Below are 20,136 nucleotides of genomic sequence, written 5' to 3' on the forward strand. Positions count from 1 at the left end.
TGTACTGGTGTGAATCCTTACAGCAACAGGGCCAAACTTTTAAAGTGCGTCTCACTTCAAGTCCAGCTGCATTCTGTCCCCAAACCAGATAGAGAGTTGCTGGGCCGTCTGGCTCCAGTTGCTTAGCGGCATGACCCATTTTTTGCTGATGTTCTGGTGAGACAGGTAAATCAGTTTTAGCAAAGCCATATCCGTTGAGAAAGCTCCTTTGGTCTTGGTCACCTTCCTGACCTGGCGGTGAAAGCCTTCAATCGTGTTTGTGGTATAGATCAGCCTTCTGATCGGCTCGGTGTACTTAAAGTACGTGCTCAGTTTGTCCCAGTTTCGCTGCCAGCTCTCGAGCACCTTGGGGTACTTTTTACCCCACTTCTCCTCCAACTCCAATAGCCGCAGCTCGGCCAATTCCTTTGTTTCTGCCCGGTACACGGGCTTTAAGTCTCTGATGAATTCTTTCTGGTCCTTAGAGCCCACATACTTGATGCTGTTGCGGATCTGGTGCACGATACAGCTCTGCACCTCGGTCTGGGGGAAAACACTTGTGATGGCCTCGGCAAAGCCCTTGAGGTTGTCAATGCAGGCGATGAGCATATCTTCCACGCCCCGCTGCTGCAGATCGGTAAGTACCGAGAGCCAGAAAGTAGCCCCTTCGCTTTCGGATACATACACGCCCAGCAGCTCTTTGTGGCCGTGGCGGTCAATGCCCAGAATATTGTAGACAGCTTTAGAGATGGTGCGCCCTTCCTGTCTGACCTTGTAGTGCATGGCGTCTAGCCAGACAATGCAGTAGAGCCCATCCAATGGCCGGGCCTGCCATTCCTTGACCTGGGGCACGATCTTCTCGGTGAGGGCGGCTAAGGTGTCGTGGGAGATGTCCATGTCATACATCTCCTTCAGATGCGAAGAGATGTCCCGAAGGCTCATGCCCAAACCGTACATACTCAAAATGCGGGGCTCCAGGTTCTCGGCCAGCACCGTCTCCCGTTTGCGGATGATCTGCGGCTCAAAGCTTGCCGAGCGATCGCGGGATGATTCTACTTCAATCATTCCATCTGAGGTGCGAACTTGCTTTGATACTTTGCCGTTGCGGCGGTTGCCTTGCTGGCGCTGCTCAGCGTCCAAGTGCAGGTCCATCTCCGCGTCCAAAGCGGCTTCTAAGAAATGTTTTAACAGAGGGCCTAAGGCGCCGTCTTTGCCAAAGGTGGGTTTGCCGCTCCTAAACTCTTCCAGGAACTGGCGCTTGATCTTTTCCAGATCCAGCTCGTTTTTTTCTTCCATGTCAACTGTGTTAAAGGTAATACTCCTAATCCTTTGACACAGTTTATTTTACAGTCTCCTTTTAACCCAAGAATTAAAATCCTCATACGTTTTATCCTGAGGCAATACTAAAGTCAATGCTCCTTTTTTAAACCACTCAAATGGGAAACGCTCCTCTTTCAAATCATTAGAATGTATTAATACTACTGGTGCTTGTTTACCATATTTAGCATTCTCAATAATAAAAAGTCCCATTAACTGTACAGCATCTTCATATAAGCCAGAATACCAGTGTGAAAAAGCAAGAGCCAAATAAGTGTATATCATATCAAGCTCTTCAAATAAGTTTTGAGTCTTAATGTGGTGATAATGTTCTGTAAGAATTTCAGCAGCTGATGAATATTCTCCAATTATTATTAAATGGTATCCATAATCAAATAGGGATTTTTCATACTTATGAAATAGTCCGTACGATTTTGCTAGTTCTGCTGCTATACCTGATACCTTTGCTGCCTCCGCATGATTTTCTAATTTCGAATAAGTCCATGCTAAACTCGTATATAAGCTATGCAAATTATCAATTGTATTCATGCCATAGGTTTCCATAGCGTTATCATAATGAGCAAAACATTTATTGAAACAATTTAATGCTTCTTGATACTCATTGTTCTCAGTATATGCTTTACCTAGTAACATCCAAAGGCTTATGATTACATTGGAGCTAGCATTTTTTTGAATTGCCTCCTCAAGAATGCAGTCTAATTTAGAAATTTTAACATCTAAGCGGCTCTCATGTATGATTAAACTAGCTAATGTAGCTTTACTTTGGATATATGTGTCGAGGTTGTTAGACTCGCAAAGCTCATTATAGATTGTCATTGCTTCCTCTCTGTACTCCTGCTGATCTGAAGCTCTATATATATACATAAGCACACTAGCCTTCTCAAACTTTATTTTTTCTACCAATTCTCCATTAACACAGTCACTTAACCCTTTCTCATATTTAGAAAGTGCTTGATCATAATGCTCTTGAAATCTTAGAATTCTTCCTTGAACATAATAAATCATGTCCCAGTACTTTGAGCGCTCATCGTGTTCTAAATCATTTGCTAACCTAAAAGCAAGATTGAAATTGCCAATTCCCATCATCGTAGACAAAAAAGAATAAGTTTCACTTTTTGCTACTTCAGAAAGTCCGCTTTTTAGTGCATGGTAAATAACAGCCCACCGTTCAAATATGAATGAATCGCTTTTTATGGATTGTAGGTAGTCAACAGAGAGCTTATGCACCTGTATTTGCACCTTTAAGTTAACATCAACTAAGAAAGACAGAATAAACTCAGGCACCTCGAATAGGTTCTGTTGCCGCCTCTCTATCAAATATTTTTTTTGTAGGTTCTTAAGAATATTTTGAGAATTACTAAAAGGAAGAAACCTTAAAAGGTCAAAGCGAAATGGAATACCTAATACAGATACAAATTCAATAAATTTGATTTCATCATCCAGAAGGTTACTAAGTATTTTATTTTTTATATAATTAGAAATTTCAACTGGAGATTCATTTCTAATATCTTCAAGAAGTGATTCAATTGGTTGATATTCGAATAGACTTGCAAATAGCTTAATTAAAAATGGATGCCCATTCAGCAGTAAAAACAAAACATTTTGCTGCTCTGTATCAATATCTTCAAGCCCATATGAATCAATGACTTTTATAAAGTCATCCTTTACTAAACCCTTTAGATTGACATGATATACAGGATTTAGCCAAGCACTAGACTTAATATCTCTATTAGTTGAGAAAATGACTTTTGAATTACTTAAGAATTTATTCAAGAGTTCAAGCACTGGATATAATTCATGCGTCTCCGAGTTTATAGCATCAAAGACGATATAAACTTTATGCTTGTCTAGAACTGAGTAAGATACTTTTAGTACTTCGTCTGTAGTAGAATTTACAAGGGCAGTAGATAAATCTGGATCATTTAGCTCTTGAATTAGAAACTTTGAAAGGTAATCAAGAAAGGCTTCTTTGGTTTTTACTAATCCACAATCAATCCAAAGACAATCTTTATGCTTCTTGTCTGATAGAAAGGTTGATAAGAAGCTTGTTTTGCCAATTCCAGAAACTCCACCAACCTGTACTGTGTTTACAGTATCAAGAGTATTATTTAATTCCTGCAATTCATTCTGCCGACCAATAAACCCTTTAACTGGAGGCGGTCCAAAGTACATGTATGGAGCGCGTTCCTTTGTTTTAATAGAGTCTATGGCTTGAAGAAATATATCATGTTGCTCTTCTAGCCTCTTTACAACATTAAGTGTTTCCTTTGTAGTTGAATTTATACTCCTAAATTCATCAAGAATTTGTTGAGCATAATTAGGCTTTATAACGAATGGCTTCTCCCTGAATTGATCTTCATGATCGGCCTTTAACTTCTTTAAAACATCAGTTGTGTAAACACTTACATCATTAGTTACAACATGATGAATTTTACACAGGAATATTAAATTACTGTAGGCACGCCGTTCTTCATTTGTTTGGATTATATTAAACCTCTCTCCTCCTGGCATTGCTGCTTCAATATGGCAACATTCACCTACTAGCTGATCTTCATCATTGAAAATAGGCTGCTCGCATCCGGGGAATGCACATTGATTACCAGACCGTAATAATAGCAACTTTATTATTTCAGCTTTTGGGTTAAGCCGTTGTGGAGTTTCTTTCATTGATAAATCAATATCTAAATGAAGTTAAAGTGATGATAACAGCTTATAAGGTTTAATAATTTGAAGTCTATGTATGAGCAAGAAAATTACAGGAATAACTGATATTTAAGCTAGTTCTAATTCATCAATATAAACGTTGTAAATGCCAGCTAGGAAATGATTAATATCTTCTTGATTTTCTAAAGTGAGTAACTCAGTTCTTTGATCAGGGGTAAGCTCACAAACGCCAAAGTTTTTAATATGATTTTTTGCTAGGGCAAAGTAATTATGTGCATAGGGCTTACTCATATTGGAAACATAATACCAGAATATATTACTTGATAAGATTTTTTTCAAGATCCTAAGTTCATCGATTTCATTCGAGATCAAAGCGTACCCATTATAAAACAGCAAATCGGGCTCTTCGGTCAGAATAAAGTAGGGTCGATCAGATATGTATGGGAACAACAGTTTAGCCCCTCTTATAGTTAAGGCTTGATTTCTCCCAAAAGCAAACCAAGCACCATAATTCCCTTTCCCATAATCTCTATTAGCTAGTTTAGCCCTCTTGCTACCAAGGTAATTGTAAGCATCTGGGAATGTGTTCTGCAAAAATCTTTCGGAAAATAACTCTAAGGTATACTCTTCAACCTGCTCATGATCTAATAAAATATCATGTTGCAAAACCCTGCGATATGGGAAAATCACCTGCTCTCTAAGTGTGAACAGATCTCTCTCATTTTTAATTATACTGGGCTTTATGGCAGGCACACATATTCCTTTTTCGATTGGGAAATTCTGTCCTTCTTTAGTATTTAGTATGTAATGAGTCTCTGTATCCTCCGCAGGTGTAAAAACAAAAATATCATTTGCCAAAGTTGCAAAACCATTGCGAATCAAATAGGTCCCTAAAGGTCTGCCCATATTTTCAATTTGGGTGATGTTTGCTAAAGTTTTCTTCTGCAGCAGATTCCAACCATCAATGGGGTGTAATAATTTGTAAGGAAGAACATAGAACTCCGGACTTGCAAGTTCCGGTAAGGTTTTACTACTTCGCTTTATGTAGTGTATAGTTTCGGATACTTTCTTTTGCAGAAAACAAACACATGTATAGGTTGTTCTTTTATGAAATAGTTGCTCCCCACCAAAATCGATTAAATAAAATGATGGTCTTTCATTTGTAAAATATTGCCTCAACAACCTTCCGTTGATACTCTTTATAAAGGAGTTAACAGTTATGTAGCCCAGTACACCATTTTGAGCTAGTGCTTCATAACCTATTTGAAAAAAAGCAATATACAAATCAGTATTACCACTCTTTGTTACTGACCAATTTGCTAAAAGGGCTCGGCTTTCTTCGTCTACCTTTTTTACAGTTACATAAGGAGGATTACCCACTATAATATCAAAACCATTATTCTGATTTATTAAAGGGAACTGATCTCTCCAGCTAAAGTTAAGTGAGTTTCCAACTTCTAAGTTAAACTGAAATTCCTCAACATCTTCATCTTCAGAAAGCGCCAATAATGAAAGTAGAATTTTCGTTCTCTCAATACTGTATGAGGTAATATCTACTCCAAAGATATTTTCTCTAAAAATATCACTACAAGTGCGTGATGTAGCTCTTTTTAAACGAATAGCTGCATTGAATAAGAAGCCACCACAACCACATGCAATATCAGCTAAACGTACTGCACTCTTATCTATACTTGAAATAGATAATGCATTGTCTATTATATATTCTCTTATAAAGTGAGGAGTATAAACAGCTCCATTAACTACTTTATCGTCAGGGGATATGACAAACTCAAACAGCGTGATTAAATTTTCGAAGGAAAAACCCTCGTTATGCTCATCAAGATACTGTAGAAATTCATTTAAGTGTTTTAGCTCACTCTCATCATTATCGTTGATGATATAATTAGCTAATAGTTTATTGTTGGTTACTTTTAAACTATTTAATTGAGCAAATGCACTTACAATTAACCTATTTACACAAAAAGGTTCTTTAGAAAACTTGGTTATAAACTTAAAGATGTTGTGGTTCATAATTGGCAAAGCCAAAACTTACTTGTAAATAAAGATTAGGCAAATCTACTTATTTACAGGCATAAGTTGAGGCCAAATATTGAAAGCAGACCAAGTAACTTGACCCAGTTGAAATGGCTCCCAATGTTTCGAAGTTGCAATAGCGTATGGACGCCAAATACGTTCTTGTGCCCTCCTTAGGATATTTCTATACTCATAACTACTTCTACTCTTAGGATTTAATAACTCTTTTCTCTTCTCACTATGATAGTTTGATAGAATAAAATCTGTAGCTAATATCCCATCTAGTGGTTTATGTGCAACGCGAGGGGAACCTAAAAATAAAGTCGAACCATAATTCATAGTGGAGTTTAAATAATCCATTCTATTTCCACCAAAATGAAAGTGGTAACGAGGATGTGCATCTTCGGGGGCATTACTAGCTGAGGAAACAATATCTCTATCTAGGTGCCAGCAATTTTTAAATAGCGTTTTGTCATCACCCACGCTCTTTGCATTGAGCATAATATTAAAATTAAGCCAATGTAGAGGATCTGCTAATTGACCATGATGTTTTACAACACCAATAATGTCAATATCATACTCTAAAGTAACATCTTGAACATTGGAAGGATGAATTCCATCTAATTTCTTAGGATCTAGTCTTATAATCACATTCTTTAAACTGTACCCCCAGCTATCATCCTTTCTTATAAGATCACCTTTGTATTGTATTTGGTAGTAGTTATTCTGGCACTCATTAGCAGCTTCTTCAAATGGCGTTTTCCCATCAAAACCAATTATACCCTCATCAGTGAGGATTCTTCCGAAATCACGCAAGTCTTTTGCTAGTTCTGATCTAACTCTAGATGGTACTATTTTTGCCACTTCTACTTTGACTAATCGTTCTCTTAATATCTTTTAATCTCTCCTCTTCAAATGGGTGTACCCTCACACCCTCTCTAAATTTTATCCTTTTAACAGCGGCATCGATAGAAATGTATTCTTTTTCTTGCCAAGGTTGTGGTGATCGACCATCAACCATTAAACCATCTACAGGATCAATAGGAACATTTAATGCTTTACATATTGTCCAAAAGCGAGAGCTGTAATTGTCTTTATAACCTGTTTGAGTGATTAAGCCTTTTAAATTAGTGGCACTTTTTAAGAAGTCGACTTTTTCACTTGCATTAAGGTAAGATAAATTCGCTGGACAATTCTTCAATGAAAACCACCATTCACTTACTAAGTGCATCCACCATCTCGGCCATGCTTCATTGAAAGGACCAGTATACTTGCAATTCTTTAAAAACTTATCTCTTAATGATGGCCAATCTTCAGAGCTTTGGTCTACACCCAAACGGGCCGCTAGGAAGTATTCATCTATTAGCACACCAGGCACCTCTATCATTTCCTTTAGTATAAGACGAGCATATTCATGCTCAGGCATTTTCCCATCAGTAGAACCAAAATAATTAAGCAACCGCACATCCAAAGACATAAGTTTCTCCTTCGGCAAATCAAAGAATTGATGGAGTTCGTTTTTCCTATTCCTTATACTTGATTTTATAACTCTTATCATTTCGTACCCTTTTGCTAATGAGACAAGTTGATCAGAGATTGTTTTCCTATTATCTATAAACTCACCTTTTAAGTACCTCTTATCAAAAAGATCGTGCCCAGTTTCATCTTTTTTATAAGATTTGTTAAGCCTGTCATCCGTAGAACATAAAACTATAGGTACTGCTTTTAGACTACCCTCCGTAACTCTTGTTCTAATTTCCTGTGCAAGAGTTAAAGCTCTATACTCAGCTTTTTTCTGATCATTTGTTACCATGTCAAGCCTCAAGTCTAAAAGCAATCCATTTACATCGTTTATGTCAGCTTTTAGTTTTGCCATCTCTTCCGAAAAAGGCAAGGGAGGTCGCATCTTAATCTCTAAGTCTTCTCTCGATCTTTCTAATATTTCAGCAAAAGAGTTAGTCTGATTAGAGTTCTCGTCATCTAAATACAGGTATTTTATTTTCATAATTTCTCAATTTCTTCTTCTGAAGCTTCTGGTATCTCTATCCGAAAACAGGTATTAAAACCTTCTGAGGGGCTAACCAATTCTATATTACCTTTGTAGGCACTTATAATATCAAATACTATCTTCAATCCTAAGCCAGTGCCGGTTGCTTCATCTATTTCATTAGAGAAATGACCAACAGGAGAGGACGTAGTGAAGAAAGCATCAAATATTTTATCTTGAAACTCTTCTGGTATACCATCCCCATTATCTGAGAATTCTAAAAATATTTTATGATCTATCCTCCCAAGCCGTATTTCAATTCTCCCTTTAGCACCCTTACGGCCTATTGCTTTCTTGGCGTTTGAGTATAGATTAAAAAGTATTGAAGACCATTCAGAAGGATGCATTGAGATCGTATAAAGATCAGGATCATCGTATTCTGGCACAGAAACATCAATGCTAAGCTTCTCTACATCAGGTCTGATGACTTCAACAAAAGTATTGACAACATCAGTAATTTCTTGAGGTACAAGCTCCCTTACAACATTTTCGGAAATTGCTTCATCGAAATAGGATGCATAAGTACGAAGTATTGTGACATTTTTAAGTATTGTATCAAATCTAGCTGTTACCTTATTACACTGATCTAAATCATCCTTTAGTAAGATAAGGCTTGCCTCCAGTGTGTGAAGATAGTGACGGATTTCATGGGTAAATTCTCCTATTATGATTCCTAAACTAGCTAAAACACGGAGCATAGCTAGTTCTTCTAGAATCTTGTTCTCATTTTTCGATTGCTCTTCTGCAACTTCTTTTAGATCTTTTGTTAGTTCTTTAAGTCTACTAACTCTACCTTGTCTCTGGCTAATGATATCACTTACTTCCTTTACAGACTTATCACTGTACTGGTCAATCTCTCTAATTTCGTCTTCTATCTGTTCAACCTCTTCAGCAACTTTATTTGCAACTTCGACAACTGTTAACTTAGGGCGTTCATATTTCTTTTCCCAGTCTTTTTGAACAGTTGTTTCTTTCACTCCTCTTGCCCTCGCAATTTCAGTAACTCCCCCAACTAGACTTCTATAAACAAAATTTTGGAGCTCTGTCAGGGCTTCATTTTCTTGCAATCCTTCTCTACTAGATGTCTCCTCAAGTAGACCTGTAGTTTCGTCACTTACTTCTACAAATCCAAAGAAATTATTATTACCGTGTTGTGGCAAAATGCTTCTCCTGCGAACAGATCTATCTAGGTTTAACCAATCAAAGTATGGCTCTCCATATGGAAGTACTCTAAATCCATTCCTATATAGTCTAATACCTCCAATTTCCTCTGATAACTCTCTTAACTTAGATACCTGTTGCTTAGGTACAAACTCCGGTATGTAAATAAAATAGTATGCTTGGAAATGAACATTTCGCAGATACTTAAATGGAGTTAGTTTATTATTATCTAATCCTATTGCCTCATCCCGAAAAACATTCAATACTTCACTTTCTACGTGATAACGTCCAAAACCTTCTGAATCAACGTAACCCTCAATCTTGCCTACAGCATACTTAAAGATCATTGTTTCTTCATTCGCTATTGGAGAAATATGATCATGATTCTTTTTTAAGAAACTAACTTTGAAGCCTGGATCTAACCTTTTCTTTTCAAAACTATACTGCTCTTTCGATAGTGGAAAAGGTTGAATAATTGCTGAAACGTACCTATAGACTCTCTTGATCGATGATTCAGTCCATTTATCACGTAGGTTAGATATTTTCAATGTTGTACCTGATTCTTTCGTCTTAGCAAGAGGCACTATCTTATTGGCGATACTTATTAGATTTGAATCACCTTCATAAAGATCCCAGTTTATATTTATTTGTAAGGCTTCAGGTTCATTCTCAGTTTGAGTAATTATAGATAATTGATGTCCTAACCGCTGTACAGCAAATCTTCCTACACCCTTTCTACCTGCTCTTTTGCGTCCGTATAATGGTGATAATGGCTCATGAATTTTAGAAGTTGAAGAAATCCTCATGAAACCTCTAATCAACTCATCTTTGGTCATTCCAACTCCATCATCATCAATAGTCAATACACCTCCAGCTTCGTCAGAATTTTCGAATGTTAACTCTACAACTTTTGCATCCGCATCATATGCATTTTTAACAAGCTCCGAAACTGCAGTTTCTTGTCTAGCAACAAGTTCTCTTCCCAGTCTATCAATTACGCCAGCATCAACTGAGAAACGCACATTGGATTTATCGAAAGACGCTAATTGGGAGGAAAGCTCTAAAATCAAAGAATAATTATTTGGATCATCTCTAAGAGTTTTAGCTAATTCCTCTCTAAACACCTCTTCTGTAACCATATAAAATATCTTTCAGCTATATTATTGTTTCCCCTTCAACTCATTAATCTGCTTTACCAAATCCTGAATAGCCTTATTCGCATTGGTCAAGAGTTCAACCTTCTCCCGCTCACTCTGTAAAAGTTTCTCAAACAACTCCGCTACTTTCTCAACTGGTGTATTGTTATTGTTAAAGGTTGGCTGGTAATTCAACTGATTAGTCGAACTCTCACGACAAGTATAGTTCGTCTGAATATTATAAACTGCCTTTTCCTCATCAAAGCTTTTGATAAAGTCAGCTGTCACACCCATGCCCTTCGCCAGTTTCTCCAGCGTGTCATCGGCTATATTTTCGCTTTGCTCCAGCTTGGAAATATTCTGCTGGCTCATGCCCGTCACATCGGCCAGGGCCATTTGCTTCATGCCAATAATTTCGCGTACCCGTTGCACTTTTCTTCCCAGGTGCACAGGTCTCTTCGGTTTTTCTTCAACGTCTGCAAACATAGCTTTATCTGTTAATCAATTAAAACAGTAGTAAAAAACCACTCTTAAGTAGTTATGTACCAATTGGTTTATTACCTACTTCAAAATGGTATACTTATCTTCGTGAAGATACTAAAAAATATCTGAATTTTTTAATACTCAATGGGCTATTGCAGGTGTATTTTACGCTGCATAGGCATGTAAATTACTACAAGCCAAAGAGCCAAATCCACCTATACTAATTCAAATAGGCTAGTGCCTCAAATTAAAATGAACCGCATGCATAACCCGTCCAGATCAAATGCTAATCATACTTTAAAAGTATGCGGGTATACTATGCCGCTTCATTCAAAAGCCAGCCAAGATTGGATGCTCCTCATCTCACCCCCTGAGTGAGCTCCTCTTCCACGTTACCGCCCAGCTAACACATGCTGTAGCATCACTTCCTGAGCGGTCTCTTATTTTGTTGTTATATCGTGTACAGCTCTTATCAGGGAGCTGACAGGAAAACTATTGTCATTCTTTTACCCTTCCTGCCATGGAAACATTACCCATTACTAAATCAAAACAAACTTCCGCACCACCCCAGCAGGCGCTGCAACACTTCTGCACGGCTTATTCCCACTGTGAAGCGCAGCAGATGCTCTGGAAATGGTTCATCCTTGCCCTCAAAGCTGACTACGACGGACTCAACTCAGCACGGACAACCCAACTTATCTCTTTCTATGAAAACATTAAGGCGCTTATTTCGGCTGTATATCAGCTACATGACCTGCCCCCGGAAAAAGGGCAGGCACCCCTGACGACCACCAGCCAACAAACCAGCCGGGAAAGCGGCTGCAAAGAAGTATCCATCGCTACTGCCCTGGACGTGCTACACAACAAAATGCACCACAACTGGACACTGCTCATCTGCCCGCCCGAGTGATGTTACCCCTCCTTTTTGCCGCTGACCCAGGTTTTTAACAGCAGCCATAACAGCGGGTAAACCTTTGTTACATCCTAATTTTTACTTGTATGAAACCAAAAAAATGGCTTCCCGGCCCCCCTTTTCCCTTTTATTGCCTGCTACTGCCCTGGCTCATCGCCCTGTTGATGGGCTTTGTCGGAGCGCCCGAACGGCACCAGCACCTGCCCCTTCCAGAGCTGGCACCCGGCCAACCCCTGCCCGATGTTCAGCTTACCGGAATGTTCAACTACCCCAAAACCACGGCCAGGCTCTCCGATTTCCGGGGCAAGCTCGTGCTGCTGGACTTCTGGGCCACCTGGTGCGGGGCCTGCCTCGTGAACATGCCCAAGCTGGAAAAGCTGCAGCAGGCTTTCGGCGACAGCATCCAGATACTGGCCGTTACCTCCCAAAGCCGGGAGGAAGTGGAGCGCTTCCGAAAGAAAAACAAGCTGCTCCAAAGCTACAGCCTGCCGATTGTAACAGGCGACACGGAACTCAAAAGGCTCTTTCCCCACAAGCTGCTGCCTGGAATTGCAACAGTTTACTGTAGGCTTTTTTCAGGCAGCCATCGTTTTGTTAAGGAAGAAGTTTTCAAACTGGCAGGGTGTCAGGTAGCCTAATGCCGAATGTCTCCTTTCCCTGTTGTAGAAGCCTTCGATGTATTCAAATACAGCCAGCTTGGCTTCTTGCCTGGTGTTGAATTTTCGGTGGTAGATCAGTTCTGTTTTCAATGTCTTGAAGAAGCTCTCGGCTACAGCATTGTCCCAGCAATTACCTTTCCGACTCATGCTCTGCACCACCGGTACCCCTGCCAGTTGCTCTCTGAAGGCACTGCAGGCATACTGCACACCCCGGTCCGAGTGGAACAGCAATGATTCTGTCACTGGCCTGTTTCTGACCGCCATCCGGAAGGCCGCCACCGTGGTCGACTCCGCATCCATCGTCTCACTCAAAGCCCAGCCCACTACCTTTCTATCGGCCAGGTCCAGTACCGCCGTCAGGTAGAGCCATCCTTCTCGTGTTTTTATGTAAGTGAGGTCCGATACCCATTTCTGGGCCAGCCGCTGGGCACTGAAGTCCCGGTTTAAATAATTGCTCGCTACAGAAAAGCCATGGTCGGAGTCTGTGGTCTGCACCCGGTATTTTTTTCTTACAATGCTTTGAATGCGGTGCTTTCGCATCAGCCGGGCCACTCTCGGTCTGGAGGCCATGATGCCCTGCTCGCGCAGCTCGAAACTAATGCGGGGGCTGCCATAGCGGCACTTGCTCTGCCGGTACACTTCTTTCACAGAGGCAAGAAGCTGTTGCTCTTTTCGCTCCCTTCGCCCCACAGGGTGCTTGAGCCAGTAATAGTACCCGCTTATGCTGACACGCAGCACCCGGCACATCTTCTCAACGGGAAATTGGTACCGGTGCTCCTTTATGAATCCGAATACCGCCCGTCTCCCTTGGAGAAGATGCTCACCGCCTTTTTTAGGATGTCACGCTCCAGCTGCGCCTCCCTGAGCTCCTTTTGTAATCGCTTGATCTCTTTCTGGTCATCTGTGAGCTCGGCAGTCGGCTGCGCAGGCCGGCGCTGCTTGTTGCGCCATTTGCTCAATCTGCCTGGATCTATGCCCAGCTCATCGGCTACTTCTTTTACTGATCCCCTGGCGTAGCTTAGCTCCACGGCCATCTGCTTGAAGGAGTCGTCGTAAACACGTTTTTCCATATAGTCAAAGTTAACAGTTTATAGTAAACTGCCCTTCTTTAACCCTACAGTCAAAGGTAGCAACTTCAGCCCCACCTGGTGTGGGTAGACGCCAAGGGCCGGCTGATCTCCCAGACAGCCTCGTATGATGCCAACCCGGAAACCATCCGAGCCTTGCTACAGCGCGGAAGCACCACCTTCCGGTCCGCCAAAAAAGATAACATGACCTACAACCCTACCCGGCCACTCTTCCTGGAAGGCAACGGCGGAGCGCCTTTTCCCCTGTATCGATCCCTGCTCACCCCTTATGTAGCGGGACTGCCGGTGCAGGGAGGCTTGCTTGCCTCGGATACAACCGTACGGCTTTTCCAGACCAATGCCTCCCTCGTGCAACTTTATAAAAGGGCAATAGGGCTGCCCTCTTACTTTTCTGAGAAGCAGGTACTTTTAGAGAGTGCTAAAGCCCAGGCATACCAGGTAAGCAACTGGTACGAAGACCGGCAGCGGAAGACCTTCTGCTATGAGCTGCTCCTGCCCGCCCACCAGGCCAAAGAAGCCCCTGCGCGCATGTTGCAGGACCTGGACCGCTTCTTTACAACGAAGGCCACCCTGCAGCAACGCCCCCTAGAATGCTGGGTGCTCTACCGCCGGAAGAAGGCTCCTGTGCCAGCATCCAAAGGAGGCACACCGGCTGATAACCTGGCCAGGGCGAATGAGCAGGAAAAGTACCTGCAAAACCGCCCCATAAGCAAGCTCATCACTTACCTGGACCAGCACCTTGCCCCTGTTCCCGTGGTGGATAAAACAGGGATCACGGTTCCGGTGGACCTGCGCCTGCAAACTGCCAGGGCTGATATGCAGCAACTCAACACCCAGTTGGCCGCCTATGGCTTAGAACTGCGCCGGGAGCCGGTCACGCTGGACGTGCTCGTGATACGCTAACATACACCAACACCTTAAACCATAAATAATCATAACCATGCAAAAAACAGCATTTACCCTCTTATGCCTGCTCGGCCTCTGCTTCCCTGCCCTGGCGCAGGAAGCGATCCGGGGCCGCATTGTTTCTGCCTCCGATAGCCTGCCCCTGCCGGGGGCCACGGTCCGCCTGCTGGGCGCCGCCATCGGTACGGTAAGCAATGCAGCCGGGCACTTTGAATTGCCCCTGCGCCAGCCTGTCGACACCCTGGAAGTTTCCTTCCTGGGTTATCTGCCACGTACCGTGGTAGTGCGCCCCCCTTACCCGACAGCGCTCGTCATCGCCCTCCGGGAAAATACACAGGACCTGCGGGAAGTAGTGATCTCCACGGGCTATGAGCAGCTCTCACCCGAGCGCGCCACCGGCTCCTACACCGTCGTGGATGATAAACTGCTGAACCGCTCAGTGAGTACCGATGTGATCAGCCGCCTCAAAGGGGTAGCCCCCGGCCTCGCTTTTGACGAGCGCCTGCCGGGCAGGCCGAAGGTCAACATCCGGGGCATCAGCACCATCTACGCCAACGCAGAGCCGCTCATCATCCTGGATAACTTCCCCTATGAAGGCAACCTGAACGCCATCAACCCCAACGATGTGGAAAGCATCACCGTGCTGAAAGACGCTGCGGCTGCTTCCATCTGGGGTGCCCGCGCAGGCAATGGCGTGATCGTAATCACCACCAAAAAGGGACGTTACAAGCAGCCCCTGCGGGTAAACCTCAACTCGAACGTATCCATGCAATCCAAACCGGATTTTGATAATATAGCGCAGATGGGTTCAGGGGATTTTATAGAAGTGGAGCGCTTCCTGTTTGACAAAGGCTTTTACAACAGCCAGGAAAACCACCCCTCCCACCCGGTATTATCGCCTGCCGTAGAGCTGCTGATCCTGCACCGCGACGGGCAGCTGACAAACGAGCAGCTGGAATCCAGACTGCAGGAGCTGGCAAGCCATGATGTTCGGGACGATTTCCGCCGTTACCTGTATGAAAACAGCCTGAAGCAACAGCATGCCCTCAGCCTGAGCGGGGGCAGCGACAAAATGACCTATTACCTCTCCGGGGGCTATGATGCCACGGCCGGGCAGTTGAAGGATGCTTATAACCGCCTCAGCCTCCGCTCGGAAAGTAGCTATACCCCATGGAAGAACCTCTCCCTGAACCTGGGTATCAATTACACGCAGGCAACCCAACGCGGCGGACGGCCCTCTTATGAGGACATCACCCCTGACCCCGCTTCTAAAGTGCTCTATCCTTACGCCCGGCTGGCGGACGAGAACGGCATGCCTTTGCCCCTTCCCCGGGACTACAGGCGCCCCTTTGCCGGAGCCGCCGAAGCAAACGGCCTCCTCAACTGGGACTACGTTCCCCTGAAGGATAATGACTTTGTAGACAATCAAACCGAGCAGCAGCAGCTCATCCTGACAGCCGGCGCTGAGCTTCAACTGGCCAAAGGGCTGGCGCTCATTACCAGGTACCAGTACGCTGCCAACACCGATGAGAACAGCAACCTGCAACAGCTCGGCTCCTACTATACCCGCAACTTAATCAACCGTTTCACCCAGCAGGCGGAGGACGGAACCCTCAGCTTCCCGGTGCCGCGCGGCAGCATCCTCGACTCCCGGCTTACCAGCTTCAGGTCGCAAAATGCCCGGGGCCAGCTCCGCTACGACGGGGCCTGGGGAAAACACGAAATAGCAGCCCTGGGAGGGGCAGAGCTGCAGTCGCAGCACACCACTGGCAGCAACTTCCGGACCTATGGCTACGATGAAAACGTGATCACCAGTATACCCGTGGACTATACGGGCCTGTACACAGCCTATTATAACCCGGGTGCCCGGCTGCGCATTCCCGATGGTACCGGCTTTACAGACAGGACCCGGCGCTTCACCTCTTACTATGCCAATTCCACCTATACTTATGATGGCCGCTACATCCTGTCACTGAGCGCCCGCAAAGATGCCTCCAACCTGTTCGGGGTGGCCACCAACCAGCGCGGCGTGCCGCTATGGTCTACGGGTATCGCCTGGAACGCACACCGGGAGAGCTTTTATCACCTCCCCTGGATGGACCGCCTCAAGCTCAAGCTCAGCTATGGCTACAATGGCAACGTGGACAATTCTCTAACAGCCCAGGCCACCATCATTTCCCTGAGCGGGGGTAACCTCAACAACACGCCTTTCGCCGTGGTACGCAACTACCCTAATCCCAGCCTGCGCTGGGAAAAGATTGCCACCTGGAACGCCGGCCTGGAATTCGGCCTCCTTGGCAACCGCCTGGGCGGCACTCTCGAGTACTACCGCAAGTACGGCACCGATCTGATCGGTGATGCCCCCGTGGACCAGACGGCGGGCCTGCTCAACGGCACCGTGCGCCGTAACGTGGCCGCCATGAAAGGCCATGGGCTGGACCTCTCGCTGACAGGCAAGCTCATCGACCGTGCCTTTGACTGGAGCAGTACGCTGCTCTTTAGCTACAACCGCAGCGAAGTTTCCGACTATGCAGGCGATGAAATGAGCGGGAGCCGCTACATTAACTCCGGCCTTTCGGTGGTACCGCTGGTGGGCAAGCCCCTCTACGGGATTTACAGTTACGCATGGCGCGGCCTTGATCCGCAGACAGGCGACCCGCAAGGCGTATTTGATGGGGAGCTCAGCAAGGACTACACCGAAATTACCCGCAAAACGCCTTTAGAGGACCTGGTGTACCATGGACCGGCACTGCCCCCCTACTTTGGCTCACTGCTACAGACCTTCACCTATAAGGGCGTTTCGCTTTCATTCAACATCACTTACCGCTTCGGCTATTACTTCCGGCGCCCTTCGCTCCACTACAACAACCTGTTCAACAGCTGGGAGGGCCACAGCGACTATGCCCAAAGATGGCAGCAACCGGGAGATGAACAGCATACGAACGTCCCATCGCTGGTGTACCCCAACAACGTGAACCGCGACAACTTTTACATGAACTCCGAAGCGCTCGTGGAAAAGGGTGACCATGTGCGCCTGCAGGATGTGAACCTGTCCTACGACATCATCCGGCCTGGAAAGCCAACCGGCACGTTTCGTAGCCTGCAGGTGTATGCACTGGCCCGCGACCTGGGCATTCTGTGGCGCGCCAACCAGCACCACCTGGACCCCGACCTGGCCAGCGGCTACCTGCCGCAAAGCCCTACGTTCTCGCTGGGCTTGCGGGCCGGACTTTAACTTATTCATACCTCAAAAGACAAAATCATGAAACTAAAATACCTACTGATTCCGGCGCTGCTGCTGCTCAGCTGCGCCTCCTGCGAGGAGTACCTCGACGTGAAGCCGGACAAACAGCTGTCCATTCCGACTGACAAGCTGGAAAACCTCCTGCACCTGCTGGACAATACCAGCGTGATGAACCAGAATTACCCTTCTGCCGGGGTACTGGCCTCGGATAACTTCTACATGACGGCCGCCAACTGGAATGCCCTGTCCAACCTGACCGCCAGGAATGCCTACATCTGGGAGCGGGATGTCTACAACGACAACGACCGCAATGACTGGACCATGCCTTATAACGCGGTTTTTATCGCTAACCTGGCACTTGAGGGCATCGGCAAGATTGCCCGCACCCCAGAAAATGAAGCGCTCTGGAATACGGTGAAAGGGAGCGCCCTCTTCTTCCGGGCCCATGCCTTTTACCAGCTGCTGCAAATCTTTGCCAGGCCCTATGACCCGGCCACCGCGGCACAGGACCCAGGTATTGTGCTGCGTTTAAACCCGGATATCAACGAGCGCTCAGTGAGGAGCTCCGTGGAGGAAAGTTATGCCCGCGTGCTGGCGGACCTGCAGGAAGCAGCCTCCCTGCTCCCGGATGTACCGGACTACAAAACAAGGCCTTCCCGGGCTGCTGCCCTGGCCCTGCTGGCACGTACGCAGCTGCAGAGGGGCCGCTACGCCGAGGCGCTGACTTATGCCAATGAGGCCCTGGCCCTTTACTCTCATTTGCTGAACTACAACAATCTGAATGTAAGTGCCTCCTATCCCTTCCCACGCTTTAACGAGGAAGTGCTGTTTCACTGTACCCTCAACAACATCTCCGGGCTCACCTACCCCAACGGGAAAGTGAACCCAACACTTTATGCCAGCTACCACCCGGATGACCTGAGAAAGAAAGCTTTCTTCAGGTACGTCGGCCCCACCGACATCGGCTTTAAAGGAAGCTACTATGGTACCTCTTTGCTGTTTGGGGGTATCGCAACCGATGAGCTGTACCTGATACGCGCGGAATGCCATGCGCGCCTGGGCAAGGTAAGCCAGGCCATGGATAACCTCAACGCGCTACTGGTTACCAGGTGGAAAGCTGGCACTTTTACTGCGTTGGAAGCTGCGGATGCCGACCAGGCCCTGGCCCTGATCCTGGAAGAACGGCGCAAGGAACTGGCCTTCAAGGGCCTACGATGGCCTGACCTGCGGCGGCTGAACCAGGAAGAGCGCTTTGCCCTCACCCTCACCCGCTCCCTGGACGGGCAGGAATACATACTTCCTCCCCGTGACCCGCGCTACATCTTCCCCATCCCGCAAAAGGTGATCGAATCCAGCGGGATTCCCCAAAACTAATGCAAAAAGCCTGGTGCCAAATGGCACCAGGCTTTTTTATAGAAGAAACTTCAAGAAGCTACAAAGTTGCTCTTAACTCTTCAATTACAGGATTATCCACCCCGCTCTGGGTTGGCTTGCCCGGGTCCAGCATGTCTTCTTCGGAATAGATAGCGCAACGCACATCCGAACCGTCGCAACCTTCGGGCGCATCCGTGATGGTGTAATCATCCGGGTTACCGGGATCTCCATTCAATTTTAGCTGGAACCACTGCAGGCCTCGGGCCTCGGGTAAACTGATAGATTTTGAACCGGCAAAAGCCAGGGCGGTGCCAAGCAAAACCGCGATGATACTTAAATTGATCTTTTTCATAATAAAGAATTTATTATTCGACATTTCATTTCAGTAAGCGTTCCACTTACCTGCTGTCCGGCCACTTTCCTTTCTGTAAATGTAGCCAGAGAAAGAAGCGCAGGTACCTGCAAGGCCCTGCTACCTGCTTTCAGGATGATTTCATTTAAAACTGCCCTCCTTTCTGCCGCACTTGTGCCCGCTGGCCGTCGCCCACGGGCCACAAGCGTTTTGCCTTAAAATGTAATAGAATAGCGATAACCGGTAACGCCAGGAAAAACATATTGAAAAAAAGGTGCTCTTTCCATCCCATGCTTCCCAGCACTCCTCCACAACTGCAGGGCACACGGCCGAAAGCCTGTAGCAGCACCAATGCCACGTAGCCTGTAAAAACCGCCATCAGTCCCGCTGCAACATACAGCCCTATCAATCGCATCTTTGGAATGCCTAACAGGAAACAGGTAAACAGCTCCACAAGCGGAATTACCCATACCAGGATGTGCCCCAGCCAGTCCGGGAAGGGCTGCATAGCCAGCTGCCCCTGGAACTGTTGGAAGTGCAGCAGCTTGCTCAGTGCCGTGTACAGCAGCAGCAGCAGGAGCAGGGCAGCAATAAAATCGATAGCAGCTTTTCTTTTCATAAGTGAGAGGGGTTTAACCTTTTACAACAGGAGATGCTCCTTTTTACTTGAAGTAAAGGTAGCCCCGGCAGCCAAGATATTTTCTGTTAACCAACAGGTTATCAGGCTATTTCACAGCAACATTAAAGCTGGTAAAACG

General features: G+C 45.4%; 16 protein-coding genes. 5 read left to right on the top strand and 11 right to left on the bottom strand.

The window, feature by feature from the left end; genetic code table 11:
* Positions 1-51: 51 nt before the first annotated feature.
* The 7 genes from ACSX1A_RS10995 to ACSX1A_RS11025 all read right to left on the bottom strand — a co-directional run bounded on the left by ACSX1A_RS10995 (position 52) and on the right by ACSX1A_RS11025 (position 10,845).
* The gene (locus ACSX1A_RS10995) at positions 52-1,275 is read right to left on the bottom strand and encodes an IS256 family transposase (RefSeq protein WP_439879586.1); all 1,224 of its coding nucleotides are present in this window, start codon (positions 1,273-1,275) and stop codon (positions 52-54) included.
* A gap of 48 nt (positions 1,276-1,323) precedes the next feature.
* Complete coding sequence (locus ACSX1A_RS11000; protein WP_439879704.1) at positions 1,324-3,984, bottom strand: hypothetical protein; 2,661 nt, start codon at positions 3,982-3,984, stop codon at positions 1,324-1,326.
* 105 nt (positions 3,985-4,089) lie between these two features.
* A complete protein-coding gene (locus tag ACSX1A_RS11005; RefSeq protein ID WP_439879705.1) occupies positions 4,090-6,012 on the bottom strand; it encodes an HsdM family class I SAM-dependent methyltransferase in 1,923 nt (640 codons plus the stop codon).
* Between the two features lie 45 nt (positions 6,013-6,057).
* Positions 6,058-6,879 (bottom strand): hypothetical protein, encoded by an 822-nt coding sequence (locus ACSX1A_RS11010; RefSeq protein ID WP_439879706.1) that lies wholly within the window; start codon positions 6,877-6,879, stop codon positions 6,058-6,060.
* Positions 6,857-8,020 (bottom strand): hypothetical protein, encoded by a 1,164-nt coding sequence (locus ACSX1A_RS11015; protein WP_439879707.1) that lies wholly within the window; start codon positions 8,018-8,020, stop codon positions 6,857-6,859. Before ACSX1A_RS11015 ends, ACSX1A_RS11010 begins: the two co-directional genes overlap by 23 nt.
* A complete protein-coding gene (locus tag ACSX1A_RS11020) occupies positions 8,017-10,362 on the bottom strand; it encodes an ATP-binding protein (protein WP_439879708.1) in 2,346 nt (781 codons plus the stop codon). Before ACSX1A_RS11020 ends, ACSX1A_RS11015 begins: the two co-directional genes overlap by 4 nt.
* A 21-nt stretch (positions 10,363-10,383) precedes the next feature.
* Positions 10,384-10,845 carry a helix-turn-helix domain-containing protein gene (locus tag ACSX1A_RS11025; protein WP_439879709.1) on the bottom strand — a complete coding sequence of 154 codons (462 nt, stop codon included), beginning with the start codon at positions 10,843-10,845 and terminating at the stop codon, positions 10,384-10,386.
* A 517-nt stretch (positions 10,846-11,362) separates the two neighbouring features.
* Here ACSX1A_RS11025 and ACSX1A_RS11030 point away from each other — a divergent pair.
* Positions 11,363-11,752 carry a hypothetical protein gene (locus ACSX1A_RS11030; RefSeq protein WP_439879710.1) on the top strand — a complete coding sequence of 130 codons (390 nt, stop codon included), beginning with the start codon at positions 11,363-11,365 and terminating at the stop codon, positions 11,750-11,752.
* Between the two features lie 89 nt (positions 11,753-11,841).
* A complete protein-coding gene (locus tag ACSX1A_RS11035; RefSeq protein ID WP_439879711.1) occupies positions 11,842-12,393 on the top strand; it encodes a TlpA family protein disulfide reductase in 552 nt (183 codons plus the stop codon).
* On the opposite strand, the gene ACSX1A_RS11040 is transcribed toward ACSX1A_RS11035, so the two are convergent.
* A complete protein-coding gene (locus tag ACSX1A_RS11040) occupies positions 12,331-13,197 on the bottom strand; it encodes an IS3 family transposase (protein WP_439883551.1) in 867 nt (288 codons plus the stop codon). The two genes, ACSX1A_RS11035 and ACSX1A_RS11040, sit on opposite strands and share 63 nt — an antisense overlap.
* The gene (locus ACSX1A_RS11045) at positions 13,194-13,484 is read right to left on the bottom strand and encodes a transposase (protein WP_439879712.1); all 291 of its coding nucleotides are present in this window, start codon (positions 13,482-13,484) and stop codon (positions 13,194-13,196) included. The genes ACSX1A_RS11040 and ACSX1A_RS11045 overlap by 4 nt, the downstream gene beginning before the upstream one ends.
* A 78-nt stretch (positions 13,485-13,562) precedes the next feature.
* On the opposite strand from ACSX1A_RS11045, the gene ACSX1A_RS11050 reads away from it, so the two are divergent.
* The 3 genes from ACSX1A_RS11050 to ACSX1A_RS11060 all read left to right on the top strand — a co-directional run bounded on the left by ACSX1A_RS11050 (position 13,563) and on the right by ACSX1A_RS11060 (position 19,026).
* A complete protein-coding gene (locus ACSX1A_RS11050; RefSeq protein WP_439879713.1) occupies positions 13,563-14,405 on the top strand; it encodes a hypothetical protein in 843 nt (280 codons plus the stop codon).
* A 37-nt stretch (positions 14,406-14,442) separates the two neighbouring features.
* Positions 14,443-17,643, top strand: a complete 3,201-nt coding sequence (locus ACSX1A_RS11055) for a SusC/RagA family TonB-linked outer membrane protein (protein ID WP_439879714.1) — start codon at positions 14,443-14,445, stop codon at positions 17,641-17,643.
* Positions 17,644-17,742: 99 nt separating this feature from the next.
* On the top strand, positions 17,743-19,026 hold the full coding sequence (locus ACSX1A_RS11060; RefSeq protein ID WP_439879715.1) for a RagB/SusD family nutrient uptake outer membrane protein: 1,284 nt from the start codon (positions 17,743-17,745) through the stop codon (positions 19,024-19,026).
* 58 nt (positions 19,027-19,084) lie between these two features.
* Here ACSX1A_RS11060 and ACSX1A_RS11065 read toward each other — a convergent pair whose 3' ends face one another.
* Together ACSX1A_RS11065 and ACSX1A_RS11070 are read right to left on the bottom strand one after the other, a co-directional pair.
* Positions 19,085-19,378, bottom strand: coding sequence for a hypothetical protein (locus tag ACSX1A_RS11065; RefSeq protein WP_439879716.1), 294 nt, complete (start codon positions 19,376-19,378; stop codon positions 19,085-19,087).
* A 145-nt stretch (positions 19,379-19,523) separates the two neighbouring features.
* A complete protein-coding gene (locus ACSX1A_RS11070; RefSeq protein WP_439879717.1) occupies positions 19,524-19,997 on the bottom strand; it encodes a MauE/DoxX family redox-associated membrane protein in 474 nt (157 codons plus the stop codon).
* Between the last annotated feature and the right edge of the window lie 139 nt (positions 19,998-20,136).

This window comes from Pontibacter sp. MBLB2868 (genome assembly GCF_051904785.1).
GTDB lineage: Bacteria > Bacteroidota > Bacteroidia > Cytophagales > Hymenobacteraceae > Pontibacter.